Annotated in this window: 22 protein-coding genes; all 22 read right to left on the bottom strand. The window is 59.1% G+C overall.

The window, feature by feature from the left end:
• Complete coding sequence (locus HBO09_RS07720) at positions 1-1311, bottom strand: DNA circularization N-terminal domain-containing protein (RefSeq protein ID WP_170060896.1); 1311 nt, start codon at positions 1309-1311, stop codon at positions 1-3.
• Positions 1308-3428 (bottom strand): phage tail tape measure protein, encoded by a 2121-nt coding sequence (locus HBO09_RS07715; protein ID WP_170060895.1) that lies wholly within the window; start codon positions 3426-3428, stop codon positions 1308-1310. Before HBO09_RS07715 ends, HBO09_RS07720 begins: the two co-directional genes overlap by 4 nt.
• Before the next feature lie 130 nt (positions 3429-3558).
• Positions 3559-3855, bottom strand: coding sequence for a phage tail assembly protein (locus HBO09_RS07710; RefSeq protein ID WP_170060894.1), 297 nt, complete (start codon positions 3853-3855; stop codon positions 3559-3561).
• Positions 3852-4199 carry a phage tail tube protein gene (locus HBO09_RS07705; protein ID WP_170060893.1) on the bottom strand — a complete coding sequence of 116 codons (348 nt, stop codon included), beginning with the start codon at positions 4197-4199 and terminating at the stop codon, positions 3852-3854. Before HBO09_RS07705 ends, HBO09_RS07710 begins: the two co-directional genes overlap by 4 nt.
• Before the next feature lie 59 nt (positions 4200-4258).
• Positions 4259-5755, bottom strand: coding sequence for a phage tail sheath subtilisin-like domain-containing protein (locus HBO09_RS07700; protein ID WP_170060892.1), 1497 nt, complete (start codon positions 5753-5755; stop codon positions 4259-4261).
• Positions 5755-5937: a DUF2635 domain-containing protein gene (locus tag HBO09_RS07695; RefSeq protein WP_170060891.1), complete on the bottom strand. Its 183-nt coding sequence runs from the start codon at positions 5935-5937 to the stop codon at positions 5755-5757. Before HBO09_RS07695 ends, HBO09_RS07700 begins: the two co-directional genes overlap by 1 nt.
• Positions 5934-6524, bottom strand: coding sequence for a hypothetical protein (locus HBO09_RS07690; protein WP_170060890.1), 591 nt, complete (start codon positions 6522-6524; stop codon positions 5934-5936). Before HBO09_RS07690 ends, HBO09_RS07695 begins: the two co-directional genes overlap by 4 nt.
• 61 nt (positions 6525-6585) lie before the next feature.
• Entirely contained in the window at positions 6586-7131 is a 546-nt protein-coding gene (locus HBO09_RS07685; protein WP_170060889.1) for a hypothetical protein, read from the bottom strand.
• A 65-nt stretch (positions 7132-7196) separates the two neighbouring features.
• Positions 7197-7718 carry a hypothetical protein gene (locus tag HBO09_RS07680; protein ID WP_170060888.1) on the bottom strand — a complete coding sequence of 174 codons (522 nt, stop codon included), beginning with the start codon at positions 7716-7718 and terminating at the stop codon, positions 7197-7199.
• Complete coding sequence (locus tag HBO09_RS07675) at positions 7711-8073, bottom strand: phage head closure protein (protein ID WP_170060887.1); 363 nt, start codon at positions 8071-8073, stop codon at positions 7711-7713. The genes HBO09_RS07680 and HBO09_RS07675 overlap by 8 nt, the downstream gene beginning before the upstream one ends.
• A gap of 2 nt (positions 8074-8075) precedes the next feature.
• On the bottom strand, positions 8076-8627 hold the full coding sequence (locus tag HBO09_RS07670; protein ID WP_170060886.1) for a hypothetical protein: 552 nt from the start codon (positions 8625-8627) through the stop codon (positions 8076-8078).
• 3 nt (positions 8628-8630) lie between these two features.
• Positions 8631-8993: a hypothetical protein gene (locus tag HBO09_RS07665; RefSeq protein WP_170060885.1), complete on the bottom strand. Its 363-nt coding sequence runs from the start codon at positions 8991-8993 to the stop codon at positions 8631-8633.
• A 49-nt stretch (positions 8994-9042) separates the two neighbouring features.
• A complete protein-coding gene (locus HBO09_RS07660; RefSeq protein WP_170060884.1) occupies positions 9043-10353 on the bottom strand; it encodes a phage major capsid protein in 1311 nt (436 codons plus the stop codon).
• 62 nt (positions 10354-10415) lie between these two features.
• On the bottom strand, positions 10416-11360 hold the full coding sequence (locus HBO09_RS07655) for a S49 family peptidase (RefSeq protein WP_170060883.1): 945 nt from the start codon (positions 11358-11360) through the stop codon (positions 10416-10418).
• Positions 11357-12628, bottom strand: coding sequence for a phage portal protein (locus HBO09_RS07650; RefSeq protein WP_170060882.1), 1272 nt, complete (start codon positions 12626-12628; stop codon positions 11357-11359). Before HBO09_RS07650 ends, HBO09_RS07655 begins: the two co-directional genes overlap by 4 nt.
• 2 nt (positions 12629-12630) lie before the next feature.
• Positions 12631-12804 carry a hypothetical protein gene (locus HBO09_RS07645; protein WP_167417088.1) on the bottom strand — a complete coding sequence of 58 codons (174 nt, stop codon included), beginning with the start codon at positions 12802-12804 and terminating at the stop codon, positions 12631-12633.
• Positions 12801-14624, bottom strand: coding sequence for a terminase TerL endonuclease subunit (locus HBO09_RS07640; protein WP_170060881.1), 1824 nt, complete (start codon positions 14622-14624; stop codon positions 12801-12803). The genes HBO09_RS07645 and HBO09_RS07640 overlap by 4 nt, the downstream gene beginning before the upstream one ends.
• Complete coding sequence (locus tag HBO09_RS07635) at positions 14587-15120, bottom strand: phage terminase small subunit P27 family (RefSeq protein WP_170060880.1); 534 nt, start codon at positions 15118-15120, stop codon at positions 14587-14589. The genes HBO09_RS07640 and HBO09_RS07635 overlap by 38 nt, the downstream gene beginning before the upstream one ends.
• 151 nt (positions 15121-15271) lie before the next feature.
• Positions 15272-15640 (bottom strand): HNH endonuclease, encoded by a 369-nt coding sequence (locus tag HBO09_RS07630; RefSeq protein ID WP_170060879.1) that lies wholly within the window; start codon positions 15638-15640, stop codon positions 15272-15274.
• Positions 15640-15930, bottom strand: coding sequence for a phage holin family protein (locus HBO09_RS07625; protein WP_170060878.1), 291 nt, complete (start codon positions 15928-15930; stop codon positions 15640-15642). The genes HBO09_RS07630 and HBO09_RS07625 overlap by 1 nt, the downstream gene beginning before the upstream one ends.
• Positions 15923-16288, bottom strand: a complete 366-nt coding sequence (locus tag HBO09_RS07620; protein WP_056783444.1) for a putative holin — start codon at positions 16286-16288, stop codon at positions 15923-15925. The genes HBO09_RS07625 and HBO09_RS07620 overlap by 8 nt, the downstream gene beginning before the upstream one ends.
• A gap of 190 nt (positions 16289-16478) precedes the next feature.
• A complete protein-coding gene (locus tag HBO09_RS07615) occupies positions 16479-16961 on the bottom strand; it encodes a hypothetical protein (protein ID WP_170060877.1) in 483 nt (160 codons plus the stop codon).
• Between the last annotated feature and the right edge of the window lie 6 nt (positions 16962-16967).

Below are 16967 nucleotides of genomic sequence, written 5' to 3'. Positions count from 1 at the left end.
TTACTCCTGAGCGATTTTCAGCGGTACCGCCGGTACAAAGCCCGGGTGTTGAATGCGATTGCGCTGGACCACCTCACCGGCGCGCGTGGCGTCACCGAAGCGGCGGTAGGCCAGCACCAGGGCCGGCAAGGTTTCAGCCGGCGTGATATCCACCAGCCGCACACCCGAAGCCGCTACAGCGGTCAGGTGCCTGACCAGAGCCTGGCGCAGCGTGTTGAGCGCCTGGTAGTGCTCCGGATCTGCCTTGAGGGAGGCTTCCCAGATGGCCTCACTCAGGGCGTCACGCAGCTCGATCACGTCATCAGCCACCGGCACTTCGGGCCGCTCGACCGGCTGCACCGCCTGATGGTCAATCGACGGTGTTGACTCCACCGTCACTGGTTGGGTGGCCACCGGCATTTCGCTGATGATCAAGGCCACCTGTACCAGCAGTGCATCCTGTACCAGATCGGCCACCGCCTGGCCTGCGTCGGTGGTGTCCACCCCACCGCCCTGTTGGACTGTATTGATACTGGTCACTGCATCGGCGTGCTGCGAAGCCACCGCGACCAAGTTGCGGTAACTCGGAGCAGTCACCGCGCCGGCTCCGCTTGTGCCCTGCCCGCTGGAGCTGCTGGAGCGACTGACGCCAGTGCGGAACAGCCCCGACGTGGAGAAGTCGCTGAAGTAGCTGGAAAACAACGTACTCAACGCCGATGGAGAGTTCACCAGCGACTGGATAAACCCGCTGAGGTTGGTGAACAGCCCCAGGAACGGCGTAAATTGCCGCTGGATGATCGCGTAGACATTCGACAATCCATTGCGCAGGCCGATCATATTGATCCGTGCCTTGTCCACCAGCGCCATCGCCGCCTTGTAACGGCGTAGCGCCGATTGCAGCATCGTCTCCGACGACTTGACCACCTGCTGCTGGGTGTTCGCCGTGCCCGTGGGAAACTTGCGCGGCTTGCTGGGGTAGAACGTCAGCTCCAACCGTGCCATGCCGCCTTCGGGCCGGCTGTGGGATAGGTCACACTCGCCCACATCGACCTGCATCCGGCCCAACCACGGGTGTACCAGCTCGCCGGGGCCTTCCTTCTCAAGCGCTTCCAGCAGCTTGTCACGACGCTCAAAACAGTCGTCGCCGATGACGAACGCGCTGACCTTGTGCACCTGGGATTGCTTGCCCAGCGATTCAAAAAACGGCTCATCGCGCTGGGGGTATTCGTGTAACTGGCCTTTGCGGCCAACCGGGACCGTTGCCTGCTCGATCAGGAATTTGATCCCCCTGAAGGATGCAGGCAACAAGTCGTCGCGCCAGGTCTTTGTCACTGCGTTCCTCCAGAGCCCAGTGTGCGATAGCCCACGCTGGGCTTGACGCTCAGACCGGGCTGATTGGTTTTAGGCGGATCCACCCGTAACCCGGGTGGTGCGTCAGTGAAGCGGATGTTCATCTCACCGTTCAACTGCGTGCGGTTGTTTTGCGCGGTTTGCTGCGGCAGGCTGCCAGGCGCAGTCAGCGGACCAGGGCGGGTCAATAACGAACCGGGAGCACCCGGTGCAAGCAGGCTGACCGGCGGAGGCTGGTCAGGCCGGCGAAGCAGTTTCGACACATCCGCGCCGCCCTGGGTGACGTTCCGGAACGTCTGCTTGTTTTTCACGGTCTGCGCGGCATTGGCCTGGAGAAACTCTCCAGTACCGCCACCTTCACCTGCGTTACGGATCCGCTGCGCTTCGGCGAAGTCATTCGCCTTTGCCGTGGCGGTTTTGATCAGGCCATCACCGCCCTCGCCACCACCGAAGAACTTCATCATCGGCTCGATGATTGGCCGGAGCTTCTCCCACAAGCTTTTGAACCAAGCACTGATAGGCTCCCAGTTCTTAACAATGAACCCAAGTGGCGACCAATCGAACATCGTCTTAAGAAAGTCCATGGTTGGCGCAGCCAACGCCACCGTCACACCCCAAAGAGCTTTGAAGAATTCTGTCAGAGGCCCCCAGTTCTCAATGATGGCGGCCATGGGAGTGTAGGAGGCGAACACCTTGAACAGCTCCCAGGCTGCCATGGTAGGACCCTTGATCTTGTCCCATAACAACTGGAAGTACGGGGCGACTGTTGACCAATTGGCTATCAGCAACCCGGCCGCCAGAGCGATCCCTCGAATCACCAAACCAACAATTGACTTCTTCGTCACTCCATCGAACAGCGCCATCGCCGCAGTGCTAGCTACTACAGCAAGCCGCAGTACACCGTATGCCATGGCCGCACCGATCACGCCCTTTATCACAGCAGGGTTTGCAGCGGCCAACGCCGACAACTGCGTTACCATAGGCCCAATAATTTCCAAAACATCGTTGAGCGGTGGCAAAAGTACATTGCCCACCTCAATGCCCAGACGGGTGAATCGGCTCTGTAGCAGAACGAGCGCGTTCTCTGTCGTTGCCGCCCGAGTTTTGAATTCCTGCTCCATCGACTTCGCGTAAATCTTTGCATCCCCCACAGCAGCGAAGTTGGTCTTGAGGATATCGAGACTTGTAACAAGCTGGGAGATTGGACGAATCGATTCCTTACCGAACAACTGTGTAAGCAGCCCCGCCTGTTTCGAGGGGTCCACCTTCGAAATCCGATTCAGAACATCCTCAATGGTGCCCCTAGCATCTTTCTGCATTCCCTTGGCAAGCTCCCGGGTATCGAGCCGCAATGCCTTAAACGCTAACTGCTGCTGCTTGGTTGCAGCAGCACCAGCAGTCAGGGTCAGCATGAAATTTTGCAATCCGGTGCCAGCTACATCCTGGGATACACCAACCTTATCGAGGGTCGCTGCCATCGCCGCCACCTGGCCCGCCGCCAAACCGGCCACGCCACCCAAAGCACCGACAGATGTTACGATGTTTGCGACAGTTCCCGCCTTTGCTCCGGTGTTGCCCAGATAGTTAATCTGGTCTGCTAGGTTGACAACTTCGGCCTGATTCATCTTGAAGGCCGCACGCCATTTGGCCATCATCCCGCCCGACTGGTCAGCCGTCTGATCAAATGCAATCCCCATTTTCACTGCGTCAGCAGCAAATGCCATCAGCTCTTCGCGAGGGATTTTCGACTGACCACCCGCCGCGACAATGGCAGCAATACCATCAGCCGCCACTGGCAGCTTTTCAGACAGATCGAGCACATCCTTACTCATCTGCTGGAACTGCTCAGGTGTATCAAAGTCCACGACTTTTCTGACGTCGGCCATCGCCGACTCATATTTGATCGCTGCCTTGGCCCCTGCAATGAAGGGCGCCGCAAATGCCCCCCCCTGCAATACATCCTTGAAGCCAATGTTGCCCAGCCCGGTGCTGTTCAACTGCTTGCGAAATCCCGCAACGTTTTTGCGAACACCAGCCAGCGTCGGCGACAGCTTGTCAACGCCGGTGATCAACGCCTTGAGCTGAAATTTATCTGCCATTGCTATTCCTGCTGGGATCGATTGATTCGCTGCGCGTGCTCCAAAGACTCAACGAGCACATCTAAAGGTCGACACATCATTACCTCGGGGTCGACCCTCCAAAACCACGCCAGGTCATATGCGACGGCAATCAGCCCGGGGAGCTCAGCGATGCCGCAGTCATGAAAAAACCTGCGACTGTCCAGCTCAGGGCATTGAGATCTGCGAGATCTAATTGGTTGACCGACGACGGAGGGATACCCGCACATACCGCGATGTACTTCGCAGCCACATCCATGTCGAGGCTGACCTCTTCATCCTTGCCGATACGATACGGCAGGGCTTTTATAGCCCGCACTTCAGTTACCGTTGGTCGACGAAGACTCAATTCAGTCAACGTTCCGCCATGTGCTTCGATTGGCAGTTGCAGCTTCACAATATCGCTCATTGCCAAGCCCCCTTGATCCCATCAAATTGCAGCTCAATGCTGCCGTCGTCACCCTTAGAGCTGGGCTCGTCCACCAGGTACGCACCAGCCAGCACGTAGACCTTGCCGTTCTTAAACTCAACGGTCACCGTCATGTCCGTGCCGTTGACCAGCTTCTTGATGTCCAGGTCCGACGTATGCACCGCCGTGAACTTGACCCAAGGCGCCACGTCTTCTTCCTTGAAGAATCCAGGCACCACCGTCTCGCGCTTGACCTCCATCAGCGGGGCCTCGGCGCCACCGTTGATAGTCAACTGGGAGCCGTCTACTTTGACGTAGGCGGTACCCGCTACTTTTTGTCCCATGGTTTATCTCCGCGCATAAAAATGCCCGCACTGGGCGGGCCTGGTGTTCAGGGGCAACATTACGCCGCAGCGTCGTACTGCAATCGGAACTGGTTGAGCAACGCGAAGACGCGTAAACCGTTGATGTAATCCGGCGGAAACAGCACGTTGACCCGGCTCGGGTCATTGCCATCACGCTCGACAACCAGGTGCTGGGCGAACAGTTCGGAGTTCTCCACATGCCCTTCCAGCTCCAATTTTGCGTACTGGGCAATCAGTTCGCCGCGGATAGTGCTCGGCGTCACGATGGGCGCCCCAGCACCGAAGCGGGTGCCGTCGTTCGCCAGCTTATGGCGGCCGTACTTGCTGGTGATCACACCTTGGAGCCGGCGAATGATGAACGCCGACTGATGCATGGTCTCGCTGTCCAGATAGGAGTTGTCCGGCTGCCCATAGGCGTTCTTCTGGTAGGTGGTGATCGACCGCTGGATGCGAACGTAACCACCCTCAAAGTACGCCGTCGCCATGCCGTAACTGAGCAACGATTGACGCTCGGTCAGGGTGAAACGCTCACTGGCAGGTGCTGGATCCAACCCCGGCATGCTGCCGCTCTGGGTCGGACGACTGGGGTCTGCCGAGATAAATACCGCTGTGCGGGCCGCCAACGAGGCGGCCTGCACCCAGAACGGTTGCGGCACACCTGCTTCCATGGACTGGATGGTCATGTGCTGGTCATTGCGTGCCTGGCCCGCCGCCACCAGCGTACCGAGGGTGCCACGTTTGGCATTGTAGACGTGGCCGAACAACTGCTTGGCCCAGCTCCAGCGGCCAACGCTGTCGTCCATCGCTGCCTTCCAGGCGTTGAGGCTGGTGGTGTCGGACCAGGGCATGCAGATGAATTCGAAAGGTTCGTCGCCCATGGCCGCAAGCGCCGCTACTTGATCGGGGGCCCCCGCACCAGCTGCCATAGGGGTAACTACAGCGGTCAGGCCGGCGGGCACTGCTTCACCATTGGTTTTGCCGAGACGATTTAGCTGCAAGCTGATGTCGTTGCCACTCTCGCCCTTCCATTTACAGGTCAGGGTGACAACCGCCTCGCCCGCCGCAGCGGTGACCGGCAAGTCGGGGGTCGCGTTGATTCGCACAGCCAGCGCAGCGGCCGCCTGCGTGGCGGTTGCGGCACTGGTAATCGTTGTCTGGACCCGAACGCCCGCGACATACAGAGTCAGCAAACCTGCCTCCGTGGCAGCGCCGGTCAGTGTAACGGTGGACTTGGCTGCTGCGCCTTCGGCACTCTGCAACGGTAAACACCAGACCTCACCTACAGGATCGACCTTGCGCCACGCCTCGTACATCGCCGCCAGCATCGAACCTTGACCGCCAATGGTCTTGGCCAGGGCCAGACTGGGCACCAACACCAGGGAACCAACGTCGGCACTTTCGGCCCCTTCATTGACCTGACCGACGATCAGCCGGCGCATGGTCGACGACGCACTGTTGGCCGCTGAGTTGTCCATCTCCGCATAGAACAGCGGCACGCGCAGATCGGCCGGGATATTGCTGAATCCGATGGACATTATTTAGCCCCCTCTTGTTTCGCCGTCTTGGCGGATTTGGTTGTTACGTCGCCATCTGCCAAACGGCGACGCCACCAGGCATTGTCTGGAACTTCACGCCCAGAAGCAGGCAACAAGTCGCCCGCCTCAGGATCAGGTACGGCCCGGCCAGCGGCCGGCGCCACAGTGATGCGCTTGGTCATGGTGTTACATCTCCTGAGAATTTCGCTTCGATACGCCCATCCGGGCCGGGGGATTGCAAGTTGGGGTCTGCCGGGTCGATGCAGTCCATGTTGATGGTCATGCCGGTGAACGGCGGTAAGCCGTCAAGCTCGTACTCGTGCCAGGTCTCGGCGGGCTGAGCTGAGCTGTTGCGCCCTAACTGGAAGTCCGAGGCGAAGGTGAAACGGTAGATGGTGCGATTGCGGTTGATCGAGATCAATTCGCCGCCTTCGTACTCGATCAAGTCGTATTCGGGTCCGGGTTTCCAGCCGACCAAGGCTCGCCATAGTTCGGCGCGGAACACATGCACTAGGTCAGCAGCTTCCTGGCCCCGCTCGTCATGGACATCGATGACAAGCACCACATCGAACTTGTCACTAATGCCTTGCCGCACGCCTGTTTCGATGTCGTTCTCGCTGGCCTTGTCCCCGATGGGGATCACATAAGCCGAAGGACGACTCAGCTTTGCACTCGCAGCAACGGCCTCAAAATCAATCCCGCCCGCCACGCGCTGCGCGAAGCTAGGGCAGTACTCGCGCAGGTGCGCAACGATCGGGCTTACTTTCATGGGCAAAAATCCGGGCAATAAAAAACCCCGCTAGAGCGAGGTTGTTTAATTCAGTGGAAAGCTACTCTTCGAACTTGAGCTGCTTAATAGTCCAGTTTCTCATTTCAATATCTTCGCCAGATCGGTATTGAATGTCGCACAGGTACCAAGTACGTATTTCCGCTCCGAATGCATTTTTAGCATCAACGTAGGAGCGAATTTTGTAACGCTGTTCACCAAGGCGCTGGATACCGCCCTCAGCCTGACCAAATGGAAAGTCCGCGCTTTTAGGCGATTTCAACGACTGTTCCACATAATTAGTGCAAATGATGGCAGCCATGGTCGAACGGTCCTTATTCTTTTCCTCATCCAGCTTTTTCTGCGCAGCGATCGCCTCTTCTTTGGCCTTAGCTGCTGCCTTATCACGCCGCGACGTTTCTTGGGCTACGAGCTCTTCCTCCGTTGGCTTTGGTGCCGTAACGCCCAGAATAATGGTCGCAACGACAAACCCAACGATTGCCCCCAAGACGTTGCTGAGGAAAAGCCCTCGTCCGACCCGTTTTTTGACAAACCAGAACCAGATGGCCGGCCAAACCAAAAACGCTACTACTGTAAAAAATCCGTGCATCGCTCAAGCTCCATGCTTAAAACGTTGAGCGTACAACAACTAATAGCCCAATAACATCAACTGAATTATCCGAGCGCATCAGCAAAAGCCCGAGACAGAATAGCCCGAACATCCGAACTGGAGTCCTGCAATGCATCGCTCATGTAGTTGGCTCGCGGCTCAATCCGCCACCCATTGCTCTTGCGCTTAGAAACCAATGCCGCCCGAGCACCACTGCGACGCCGATTGCTTTTGCCCCTCCCCTCACCCGGTGCTAGTTTCTTGATTCGGCTACCCAGACGTACTCCGTAGTGCAAATACGCAGGGTAGTACTCGCCCATCGAGCTGGTCATGTAAGGCGCAACTTTCACCATGAAACCGGAACGGGACACCTTGAAGTTGATCGACCCCAGCAACTCGCCCGTCCGATTCACCGGATAGCTGTCTTGGCCTCGGGCCAGGGCAATGTTCATTTGCGCTCGTTGCCGCACCAGCTTGCCGGCCTTACGCATTGCTGCGCGGATCTTCTTCTTGTCGAAGGCTTCACGCTCAAACTTTTCGAAGCCTTCGATGTGGATGTAGCCGTCAACTCCAACTGAGTTAGCCATAGATACTATCTCCCGTATGGGTCGCGCCCAGTTCTTCGACCTCCAGCAACGTGAAGCGGTGAGCACCATTCATATCCGCAACCCGCCGAACGCGGTAAATCGACCCACCGTGCACAACCTCATGTGCATCACTCATGCCTTTGAGGTAATAAAAGATCACCCGGTGAGTGATCCTCACCTCGGTCTGAACCCCATTGGCGTACACAGCAGTTCCAACTGGTTCAATCTTTGCCCACCGCTTTTTCTGGTTGGTAAACAGTGAGTCGAGCCCCAAGTCCGAAGCGGGAACATCCGCCCGCAGCCGCAGCGTGATACGCCGGTCGAGTTCACCGGCACTCGGTTCGCGCATGGCCATATTTAGAACCTCGGCGGCACGGTGATCTCAGCCACCAGGTGATCGAGAAAGGTAGATGGAAGTTCGGCCAGCGACTGCCCAACAAGGAATATTTCCGGGTGGCGGTAGATGGTCGCTGCCGCCATCAAGAGCCAGTTGCGCACGCCGGGGTATAGGTCTATGTCAAGCTTGGCTTTGTATTTGATCCGGAGCCGACCAGCTGGCCGAACTGCGGGGAAGTGCAGGAAGCTTTCCCGCTGATCCTGACGCAGGTCAAAGGGACCTACCTGCTCCACCCAACCGCCACTGGCTTGCTGGGAAAGCACCGAGACAATCTCGGTAGCCTGGCCAACATCCAGCGCATGACCACTTGGCCGATCCGCTGGCCACTCTTCCTCATAGACGGCGCCCCTGATCGCCGCCCCCGTCTTCGACTCGCATTGAGCAGTGACGCCGGGGATGATGATTTGCTCGATTAGCTCCGGCGCCATGTCCTCCGGTTCGACACGGCACTGGAACGCCACCTGCTCAAGCGTCAGGACCGGATCACCGAAGTACTCAATTCGACGGGCCATGACTTACGGCTTCTCGTCGATTTCTTCGTTTTCCTGCTCTTCCTGTTGCTCCTGCTCCTGCTGCTCCTGCTGCTCCTGCTGCTCCTGCTGCTCCTGCTGCTCTTGCTCCTCCTGCTCTGGCAGCTCTTCTTCCAGCGGATTTAATGGCTTCTGATCAGCGGGCTTTTGGGCCGAATTCTTTTTGCCGGCACCCTTCTTGCCGGCAGGCGGGGTGACTACCTTTTCAGTGGAAGCTTTTTCCACATAAAGTCTTGCCCGGCCCGCGTCGATCAGAGCATCCGCAGCAGCAGGATCAAAGCCGGCGGTTTCCCCGATTGCGTAGCCGCGCCATTCCTTCTTGAAGGTGACGATTTTCATATCGGTCATATTGTTACCTGCTCAAGTAGTTGGCCCCACCAAAGGCAGGGCCAGGGGATTACATACCGGCGCCCCAGGTAATACCTGTGCCCACGGAAATCGACTCGACGTGACGCGGGCCGAAGTCGTGCTTGCTGATCACGCGGATCAAGGTCTGATCACGCTGGAACGCGCTGACGGTGTTACCGGCGCCATCCTTGTAGGAAGCCTCGGTGCTGATCGCAATCGCCAGAGTGGTGTCTTCACCGATGTAGCAGTCGGCGAAGTTCACGAAATAGATCTCGGACTCGTTACCGCCGGCGCCCAGGTTGACCGGCACTTGAGTGGTCAGAGCCACTGGATAGCCCTTCAACATACCGCCGTCGATTTCCGGGTAAGCCTTATTACCGTTGCCGTCGCGCAAAGATTGCAGCCAACGGATGGTGCGCGGTGCCATGATCCAGCCACAGCCAGCCAGGTCCACGTTGGCGCCTTCAAGGCGAAGCATCATGCCGCCCAGGTACAGATCAACAATCGCGAGCGTTGCACCGGCAGGCGCCCCCATCACGTTGCCAGGCAGGGCCCAGTAACGCAGGCCCTTCGGCAGCGAGCCAGTGCCAGCGCCACGGATGAAGTGAAGATCTTCCGACAGGCCCATGCTGACCGCGAGATCACTGCTGACCTGGGAGTCGATACGCGGGTTAACGCCCGCATACGCCAACAGATCATTGGAGATCGGCACAATCGCCGCCGCCTTCTTGGCGGACAGCTTGAGGTCGCCGAACTGCATATCGGTGATTGCAATGTCTTCCTCGGTGCCCAGGTAGGTCACTTGCGTGTTACCCAGCACGCGAGGCATGGTCAGGTTACCGTTGTTCAACGGCAGGCTGATTGCACCCATCTTGCGTACTACGGATTTAGGCCGCAGAGACTCAATGACACTGGTGCTGAAATTCTCTGGCACCAGCACGCCGCCGGAACCCGGGGTAACAGTAGAGAGCGCCATGTGTACATCGACGCCGTAACCGCCCGTCTTGGCCATTTCAGCTGCGACCTGCTGATTGCCGCCGGCCTGGACCATCAGGCGCACCATTTGTGCCATCGCGACACCTGGCTTGGTTGGTTCGCTATGAGTGCTGATATGGGTGGGGGATCCTTTGTTGCCCTGCGCGCTTTCCTCGACAGGCACCGCAGCGGCAGCCGCGATACGTTCGGCGCTTTCGGCGCGAGTGATCTTCGCGGTCATTTCGTTGATCTGGGTTTCCAGCTGCGCAAACTGCGCGAGCTGCTCGACGGTAAGACTAGCGCCACCGGCCTCGATCTGGGCAAGTGCCTGGACCTGGGCCACCAGTTGGGCGCGTTCGCTACGCATTTGAAGTACAAGGGACATGGTGCCTCCTGGGCATTAAAAAACCCGCACAGGGCGGGCTTCGACGACTGCCGCGAACGCGGTCAGATCAGTGTTTGAAGATTCAGTGCAGAAGCACGAACGGCGATACGGCTGCCCTGGCGGTTCGCCCGACTTACCGCAACGGAATTGGAAAGGTCATCAACAGCCTGTTGCGGGCTCTGCATGCGGTCGGCCAAGCCGGCACTGATGCCCGCCTCCCCGCGATACAACCCCGCCTCAGTCGCCATCACTTGCTGTACAGACAACCCCCGGTATTCAGCAACGGCATTGACGAAGAGCTGATAGCTCTCTTGCACAACGTCGTTGAGGTACTTAAGCGACTGATCGCTCAAGGGTTCGTGAGGGCTAAGATCGTTTTTGTGGGCCCCGGCAAACACCGTGGTCACCTTGACGCCCATACCCTCTTCCATCTTGGAGCGGTCCATATGACTGGCGATGACACCGATGGAGCCAACGCCACTCGTCTGGCTCACTACCAGCTCGCTACAGGCCGAACCAAGTAGGTAGCCGCCGCTGTATGCCATGAAGTTGACGATACCGGTGATGGGCTTCTGCTGGGCCATCGCCCGGATATCTGCCGCCAGCTCAAAAGCGCCAACGGCAGAACCGCCGGGGCTATCGATGTCCAGCACGATGCGCTCGACCATTGGGTCAGCAACGGCGTTTCGGATCTGCGCCCGCAGTTGCTCATAGCTGGTCATCGTCTCGCACATGCCGATATGGCTGCCGCGACTCACCAACACACCGCTGACCGGAATCACCTCGATACCGGTGCGGGCAATCGCAGTGCGGCGCTCTTCTTCGCGCTGGGCGATGCGGTCCATACCGTCATCCGACCAGAGACCGGCAGCACCCGGGGCGCCGATGTTGACGATGTTCAAGCTCATCACCTGGTTGGCCCAGCGTACGCCGAGGTCCAACATGTCAGGCATAACCAACAGCGGCTGATTGAACAGCAGGCTGGAGGCTCGCAGGTAGTTTTTCATTGCGCCAGAATCCTCTCAATTTCAGCGTGCTGCATTTCGAGTTGTGCGCGCACGGCGGGGTTGGTCAGGTCGGCGCCGCCCTTGCCTGCATCAACCATGTTAAGTGGTTGCAGGTAGATCTCACCGCCCGGTACCGGCGGCATGTTCTCCAGCCGCCGAATGTCATTGACACTGAGCCAGCCCCACTGCCGTCCAATGGCATAGGCTTCATAACGGCTCTTCTGATCACCACGCAGCAACCCAGACAGGTTGAACTCGATGAAGTAGTTGCGTCGGTCACCGGGCAGCAGGAAGTCACGCATCATCGACTGCTCGTGACGCTTGACCCAGGGCAACAGCGCAAACACCACAAACTGAATCATCAGTTGCTCAAGGGTGTTGTAGTTGGACTTCTCCAGGTCGTTGACCATGGGCAACGGGATCTTGTAGATCCGGGCGATATCGGTACCGGTGGTTTTGAGAATCCCCAGCACCTCGGCATCGACGTTGTTCATGGACACCGGCTTGAAGGTCATGCCCTCTTGCAACAAGGCCACCTTCTTGGCGTTATCCATGCCGCCGAACTTCTTGCCCCACTGGTCAACGATTTTATCAATGCTGCCCTGATCCTTGATCGCGGGAGCTTCACGTGGTCGCTCAATCACGCCAGAGACCGTCACGCCGTTGGCGAAGCTCTTACCGGTGTACTGCCGAACAGCCTGAGCCAGACCAAGCGAATCGGCATGCACCTCAATCGGCGACAACCCGACGTAGTGATTCGTGCTGAACCACCGCACGTGGTGAACCATGCGCATCGGCAGCGCTTCTCCGCCAGCGATCCGGTAGTACGGCAGCATGTCGCCGCCCTTGAGCACCTGCACCTTGTCATTGCACAGCGGCCAAAGCGCCACGACGTTCCCGTCTTCACGACGGTCGATGAAACTGTAACCGTTGCCCCGCAGGCCGGCGGCACCTTGCATGCACTCCATGAACTCATACGGAGTCTGGAAGCCGTTCGGCTGGTACCGAAGCACGTCATACGCAGGATGGTTGATCGCCGGCTCACGCTGGCCCTTGTCCATGCGCTTGTACATCTCACAGGGCAACTGCCCCATGGTTTCGGCCAGCAGCGTGACGCAGTTCTGCAGGATTGGCAGACCCAGCGCCGATTCCGGCGTGACCTTTACACCGGAGCTGTTGCGGCCACTGCCAATCAGGCCGCGCCAGAAGCCGCTCCCCGTTTCCGTGAGGTTGCCGCGCCCTTCGCCGAGCACGCTTGAAAAGAACATGCTCAGCCTCCTTTGGGTTTCATTGCGGCAGCTGCGCGATCCGCCAGCCAGGACCAGGCCATAAGCCCGACGCCCGCGACGACACACGCGGCGGGGACGTGAACCATCGCCACGCCGCCGACCAGCAGGCAGAAGCCCAGCAGGCCGGCCAGCCAGGACACGATGACCAATTTCATATACCGACCCCTTCGTCGTAGATGGATGTGCCACCGGCTCCGGCGGCTTTACCGCTTATGCCAGTGGCCATGATGGCGGCGACAATGCCGTCGATACGGCCCGTCGCCTTGGCCTTGTCGGCCTTACGGTTGTTGGCTGGGTCAGAAACGATTACCGCGTTGCCGGCGTTCCAGGTCATCACGGGGTTACCGTCATGTCGCAGGGTTTCGACTGTTTCGCTTTCGACCAACTCCCACTCGCTGGGATCGAGGTCGATCACACCGTCACCCTCAGTCTCGGGAGCGCGGCCAAGCAGGCGCCGTTCAAACTCGTCAACGGCGGGGCCCATGTCCTTGAAACCTTGGCCGAAGCCCACCATCTCGGGCAGCGTGATGTCGTATTCCGACATCAGCTGCAAGAGGTCTTCGATCCGCCAACGGTCGTAGGCGATGCGCTCCACCCCGAAGTACGCGGTGATCGTGACCAGGCGCCGCAGCACATGGAGCTTGCTGATGGCCCGCCCTGGTGTTGTTTCAAGGTGCCCCGCCTTGACCCACATTGCGTAGGGCACCTTGTCGCGATCCTCTCGGCCTTGCAGGTCGTCGTCCGGGATCCAGAAATACGGCAGCACCCGCCAGTGCGGATCGTGCGGCGCGGGCCAGAACAACAGAACGAACGCGGTCAGATCCGTAGTGCTCGCCAAGTCCAGCCCGCCGACACAGCGCCGGTTGCGCAACATCCGCATAGGCACGCGCTCTTCTGCCTGCTTCCAAACAGCCCAGGAAATCCACGGGGCGTCAGCCTGGGTCCACTCACAGAAGTTGAGGCGCCGCACCACGGACTCTTGAGCCGGCAGCCCTCGGGCAGCTTTGACCTGCTCACGCAAGTACTTGCGACCCGGGATGCCATCGGCTTGGCCCTCGGCGATGTGGTCAAGCGAAGGATTGACCTTCGCCCAGCAGGTTTCATCCTTGAACGGATCGTCATCGGCATCGAGCGAACAGATGAAGGCGAAGAAGCTGTCGTCATCCTCGATGCCCGCGCAGATCCGCACGCCCAGGTCGTGGTACTGACCGCACACCGTTTTCTTGTCGGAGCCACTGTTGGTGATCATCACCACCATGGCCTTGCGGCGGTTCTTGGTACCGGCGCGCATCATATTCACGGTGGCGGCGGTTTTGTGTTCGTGTACCTCATCGAGCAAGCCGATGTGTGGCCGTGGGCCGGACTTGCCCTCGTCGGCACTGATCGGCCGAAAGAACGAATTGGTGTTGGGGTAGAACAGGTTCCACACCTTTTCGTCACGGCCCGACTGCACAAGACGTGATCGGAGTTTGGTGGACATGTCGACCATCGACACGGCGTCACGAAACAGGATCATTGCCTGGTCACGCTTGGTCGCAGCGGCATAGATCTCGGCGCGTTGCTCGCCATCTGACACCAAGCCATACAGACCAATACCAGCCACCAGCGGGCTTTTTCCCGAGCCCTTACCGGTTTCGATGTAGCCCAAGCGGAAGCGGCGGAACCCGTCCACCGTCATCCAGCCGAACAGGCTGCCGATGACAAACGCTTGCCACGGGGCCAGCAGGAACGGCATGCCTTCGTAGTCGCCACCATTGAGGCAAAGCACCTCTTCGAAAAAACCTATGGCTCGGTTGGCCTTGCCAAGATCCCAGATCAAACCACGTGCTGGCCCGTGTTTCAGGTCTTGCAGGTGCCGCTTGCAGGCGTTACGGACATCGGGACCGGCGACGATATCGCCGGCCAACACTGCTAGTGCAAAGGCGCTGACGCGATCATCAGTTGAAGTACTTGTCTGCGGCGTCTCGTTGCTCATTGGGGAATAGCTCACCTTGCGGCGCCGGCGACGTTTTCAGATTGCGCCGGGACATAGGCGACAGGCCGAACTGGGCACCGGCGGCATTGGCGCGCTTTTCGGCGTCATTCGCGAGCTGGCGAAGGACGTGCATTTGCTGCGCGCCGGTTTTGAAGGTCTGGATGTCGCCGCCCAGGGCATCGTCGGAGTCGGCGTTGCGCTTCGTGATCAGTCGCTGGTACCGGCGCCAATCAGCTGTGGCCTGGCAATAGGTGGCCAGCGCCATCGCGTCCAATTTAGAAACGATGCCCAGGGAGATTAGCGCCGGGACCAACTGCTCCCACTCGGCGATAGCATCAGCCGAAAGGACATCGGGCATCGGCGGTGCGCCAACCGGTACCGGCGGCGCCGCAACCTGTGCCAATAGATCGCTGACGTTTTCGCGCCCCCGATTCCCTTGCAACAATTTCAACGCCGCCGGTGTTCCAGGGCGACCCGAGTTTCCGTTTCCGGCCATAAATACCCCTGCCTATTGATACCCCCCCTCCCTCATTTATCCCGACGTTGCGCACGAAGGGGGGCGAGCGGTCTAGAAGAAATTCGCAAAAAGGTTTTTCACCCCCCCTACCCTCCGGGGTGCGCTTTTTTGGTGCGTTTTCGGGCCGAGGTCACCGATTCCAGTGATGCCCTGGATCCACCGGACGGCCGTCAGCGTTGCAGCCAGGGACCGTGCCGGTCCGCTCCATCCGCTGCTTCGTCGAGTCGTGGCAGAACTTACAGAGGCTCGCCCAGTTCGCAGGATTCCAGAACAGCTTCCATGCAGCTTTGAGCCGCACCGGGTCTGCGCTGTCCTTAGCCTCTTTCAGCTTGGGCGGGATCTTGTGGTCGACGATTGTCGCGGCAACGGGCCGCTGATCCGACGAGCACATGGTGCAATACGGATGTTCCCGCAGGTGACCGTCGCGAGACTTCTGCCATTTGTATCCGTAACCACGCTGAGTGCTGCTGCCCCGCCGATCATCCGACACCTTGCTCATCAGCCAACTCTCCACACCCGGGCTAGGTTGCCCGAACTCTGGCACACCGACCCAACGAACACGGCCAGCAGTACCACCAGCGGCCACGAGTTGCGCGGCATGATCAGTTGGCCCTTGCCGATGTAAACGATCACCGCACCAGAAGCCACCATCACCAACCAGGCAAGGCAGCTCATGTCTCGACGGAAGCGTGCGCCCCGGCGCCGGAAGGTGAACAGGCGAACGAACAACGCCACACACAACCAGAACGTGGCCTGGGTTAGGACTTCCTGCATCAGGTGACTATCCATCCTGCCTCCCCTGCTGTTCAGCATCGAGACCGCGACGTTTGATAATGGCGAGCGCAACCGTGACAACCAACACCGATGCACCGAATGCCGCCGGGCCGGAGTACTTGAACGGACGAGTGCCCCACAACTCCAACTCAGCCATGCCTGGGGCAAACAGATAACCCATCACGAACGAGACCAGCAGGAAGACAACTCGCTTCCACACCGGTAACTCTTCGGTGGTGGTGAAGAACACCAAGGCACCAGCAAGAGCACCGATCACGGCGAGCCCATCAATACCGGTCAGCAAACCCGTTACAGCAGCACCGGCACCGCCGGCCACGACAACAGTTGCAGCCGTGCTAGCTGGCTCGCCCATGCTGATAACTCCATTGCAGACACCCATCGGGCAGAAAAAGAAAACCCCGCCGAAGCGGGGTTAAGTGACCGGTCTAGGGAAACCGGGTGAAGCGTGCACAGCACGTGCGAGGTCAGCACCGAGGCGCAAATTCCATATCGTGGGGACTTTTTACCCCCTGAGTACGGAACCGAAAAGGGGGCAATTTCGGTTAACTGACTCGACGCAACTTTGACGCAGCTTTGAGGAGACTTTGAGGCAAAGCGCCCTGACCAGCGGTAAGCCACTTACGAGCCCCAGACCGATCAGCCAACGCCTGTAGCAGTCGCAGGTGAAGGCTATGCACCCAGTCATAGTAGGTCTGCTTCGCTCGGGACTGAGACCCGACCAGGTGCAACTGCATCAACCACGTCGGCGCCGAGTCATCGGTATAACGCAGCACCGCCAGACGCCCCAGCATTTGACCACGTTCATCCTGACGGCTCACCTCAGCCAGCGCCGCCGCGACTTCTTGCGCAACAGCATCAATGCCAGCGCCGCCATCAAGAAGGATCCGCGACCCAGGCGTGCCACGCGGCGCGCATCCACCCCACTCCATGATCGTCGCCATCGGGCTGCCCAAACCACCGGCAGAGCCACAGCGCCTCGTTTGCTCGCCCCAATGCTTCAACAGAGTTTCCATTTCTTCGATCATCGCCCC

Source organism: Pseudomonas sp. WS 5027 (assembly GCF_012985695.1).
GTDB lineage: Bacteria > Pseudomonadota > Gammaproteobacteria > Pseudomonadales > Pseudomonadaceae > Aquipseudomonas > Aquipseudomonas hygromyciniae.
This window is presented reverse-complemented; position numbering and strand designations above follow the sequence as displayed.

Coding starts and splice junctions, on each gene's coding strand:
- HBO09_RS07715 (WP_170060895.1), bottom strand. CDS start 3,428: ATGGCAGATAAATTTCAGCTCAAGGCGTTGATCACCGGCGTTGACAAG.
- HBO09_RS07710 (WP_170060894.1), bottom strand. CDS start 3,855: ATGAGCGATATTGTGAAGCTGCAACTGCCAATCGAAGCACATGGCGGA.
- HBO09_RS07705 (WP_170060893.1), bottom strand. CDS start 4,199: ATGGGACAAAAAGTAGCGGGTACCGCCTACGTCAAAGTAGACGGCTCC.
- HBO09_RS07700 (WP_170060892.1), bottom strand. CDS start 5,755: ATGTCCATCGGATTCAGCAATATCCCGGCCGATCTGCGCGTGCCGCTG.
- HBO09_RS07695 (WP_170060891.1), bottom strand. CDS start 5,937: ATGACCAAGCGCATCACTGTGGCGCCGGCCGCTGGCCGGGCCGTACCT.
- HBO09_RS07690 (WP_170060890.1), bottom strand. CDS start 6,524: ATGAAAGTAAGCCCGATCGTTGCGCACCTGCGCGAGTACTGCCCTAGC.
- HBO09_RS07685 (WP_170060889.1), bottom strand. CDS start 7,131: ATGCACGGATTTTTTACAGTAGTAGCGTTTTTGGTTTGGCCGGCCATC.
- HBO09_RS07680 (WP_170060888.1), bottom strand. CDS start 7,718: ATGGCTAACTCAGTTGGAGTTGACGGCTACATCCACATCGAAGGCTTC.
- HBO09_RS07675 (WP_170060887.1), bottom strand. CDS start 8,073: ATGGCCATGCGCGAACCGAGTGCCGGTGAACTCGACCGGCGTATCACG.
- HBO09_RS07670 (WP_170060886.1), bottom strand. CDS start 8,627: ATGGCCCGTCGAATTGAGTACTTCGGTGATCCGGTCCTGACGCTTGAG.
- HBO09_RS07665 (WP_170060885.1), bottom strand. CDS start 8,993: ATGACCGATATGAAAATCGTCACCTTCAAGAAGGAATGGCGCGGCTAC.
- HBO09_RS07660 (WP_170060884.1), bottom strand. CDS start 10,353: ATGTCCCTTGTACTTCAAATGCGTAGCGAACGCGCCCAACTGGTGGCC.
- HBO09_RS07655 (WP_170060883.1), bottom strand. CDS start 11,360: ATGAAAAACTACCTGCGAGCCTCCAGCCTGCTGTTCAATCAGCCGCTG.
- HBO09_RS07650 (WP_170060882.1), bottom strand. CDS start 12,628: ATGTTCTTTTCAAGCGTGCTCGGCGAAGGGCGCGGCAACCTCACGGAA.
- HBO09_RS07645 (WP_167417088.1), bottom strand. CDS start 12,804: ATGAAATTGGTCATCGTGTCCTGGCTGGCCGGCCTGCTGGGCTTCTGC.
- HBO09_RS07640 (WP_170060881.1), bottom strand. CDS start 14,624: ATGAGCAACGAGACGCCGCAGACAAGTACTTCAACTGATGATCGCGTC.
- HBO09_RS07635 (WP_170060880.1), bottom strand. CDS start 15,120: ATGGCCGGAAACGGAAACTCGGGTCGCCCTGGAACACCGGCGGCGTTG.
- HBO09_RS07630 (WP_170060879.1), bottom strand. CDS start 15,640: ATGAGCAAGGTGTCGGATGATCGGCGGGGCAGCAGCACTCAGCGTGGT.
- HBO09_RS07625 (WP_170060878.1), bottom strand. CDS start 15,930: ATGGATAGTCACCTGATGCAGGAAGTCCTAACCCAGGCCACGTTCTGG.
- HBO09_RS07620 (WP_056783444.1), bottom strand. CDS start 16,288: ATGGGCGAGCCAGCTAGCACGGCTGCAACTGTTGTCGTGGCCGGCGGT.
- HBO09_RS07615 (WP_170060877.1), bottom strand. CDS start 16,961: ATGATCGAAGAAATGGAAACTCTGTTGAAGCATTGGGGCGAGCAAACG.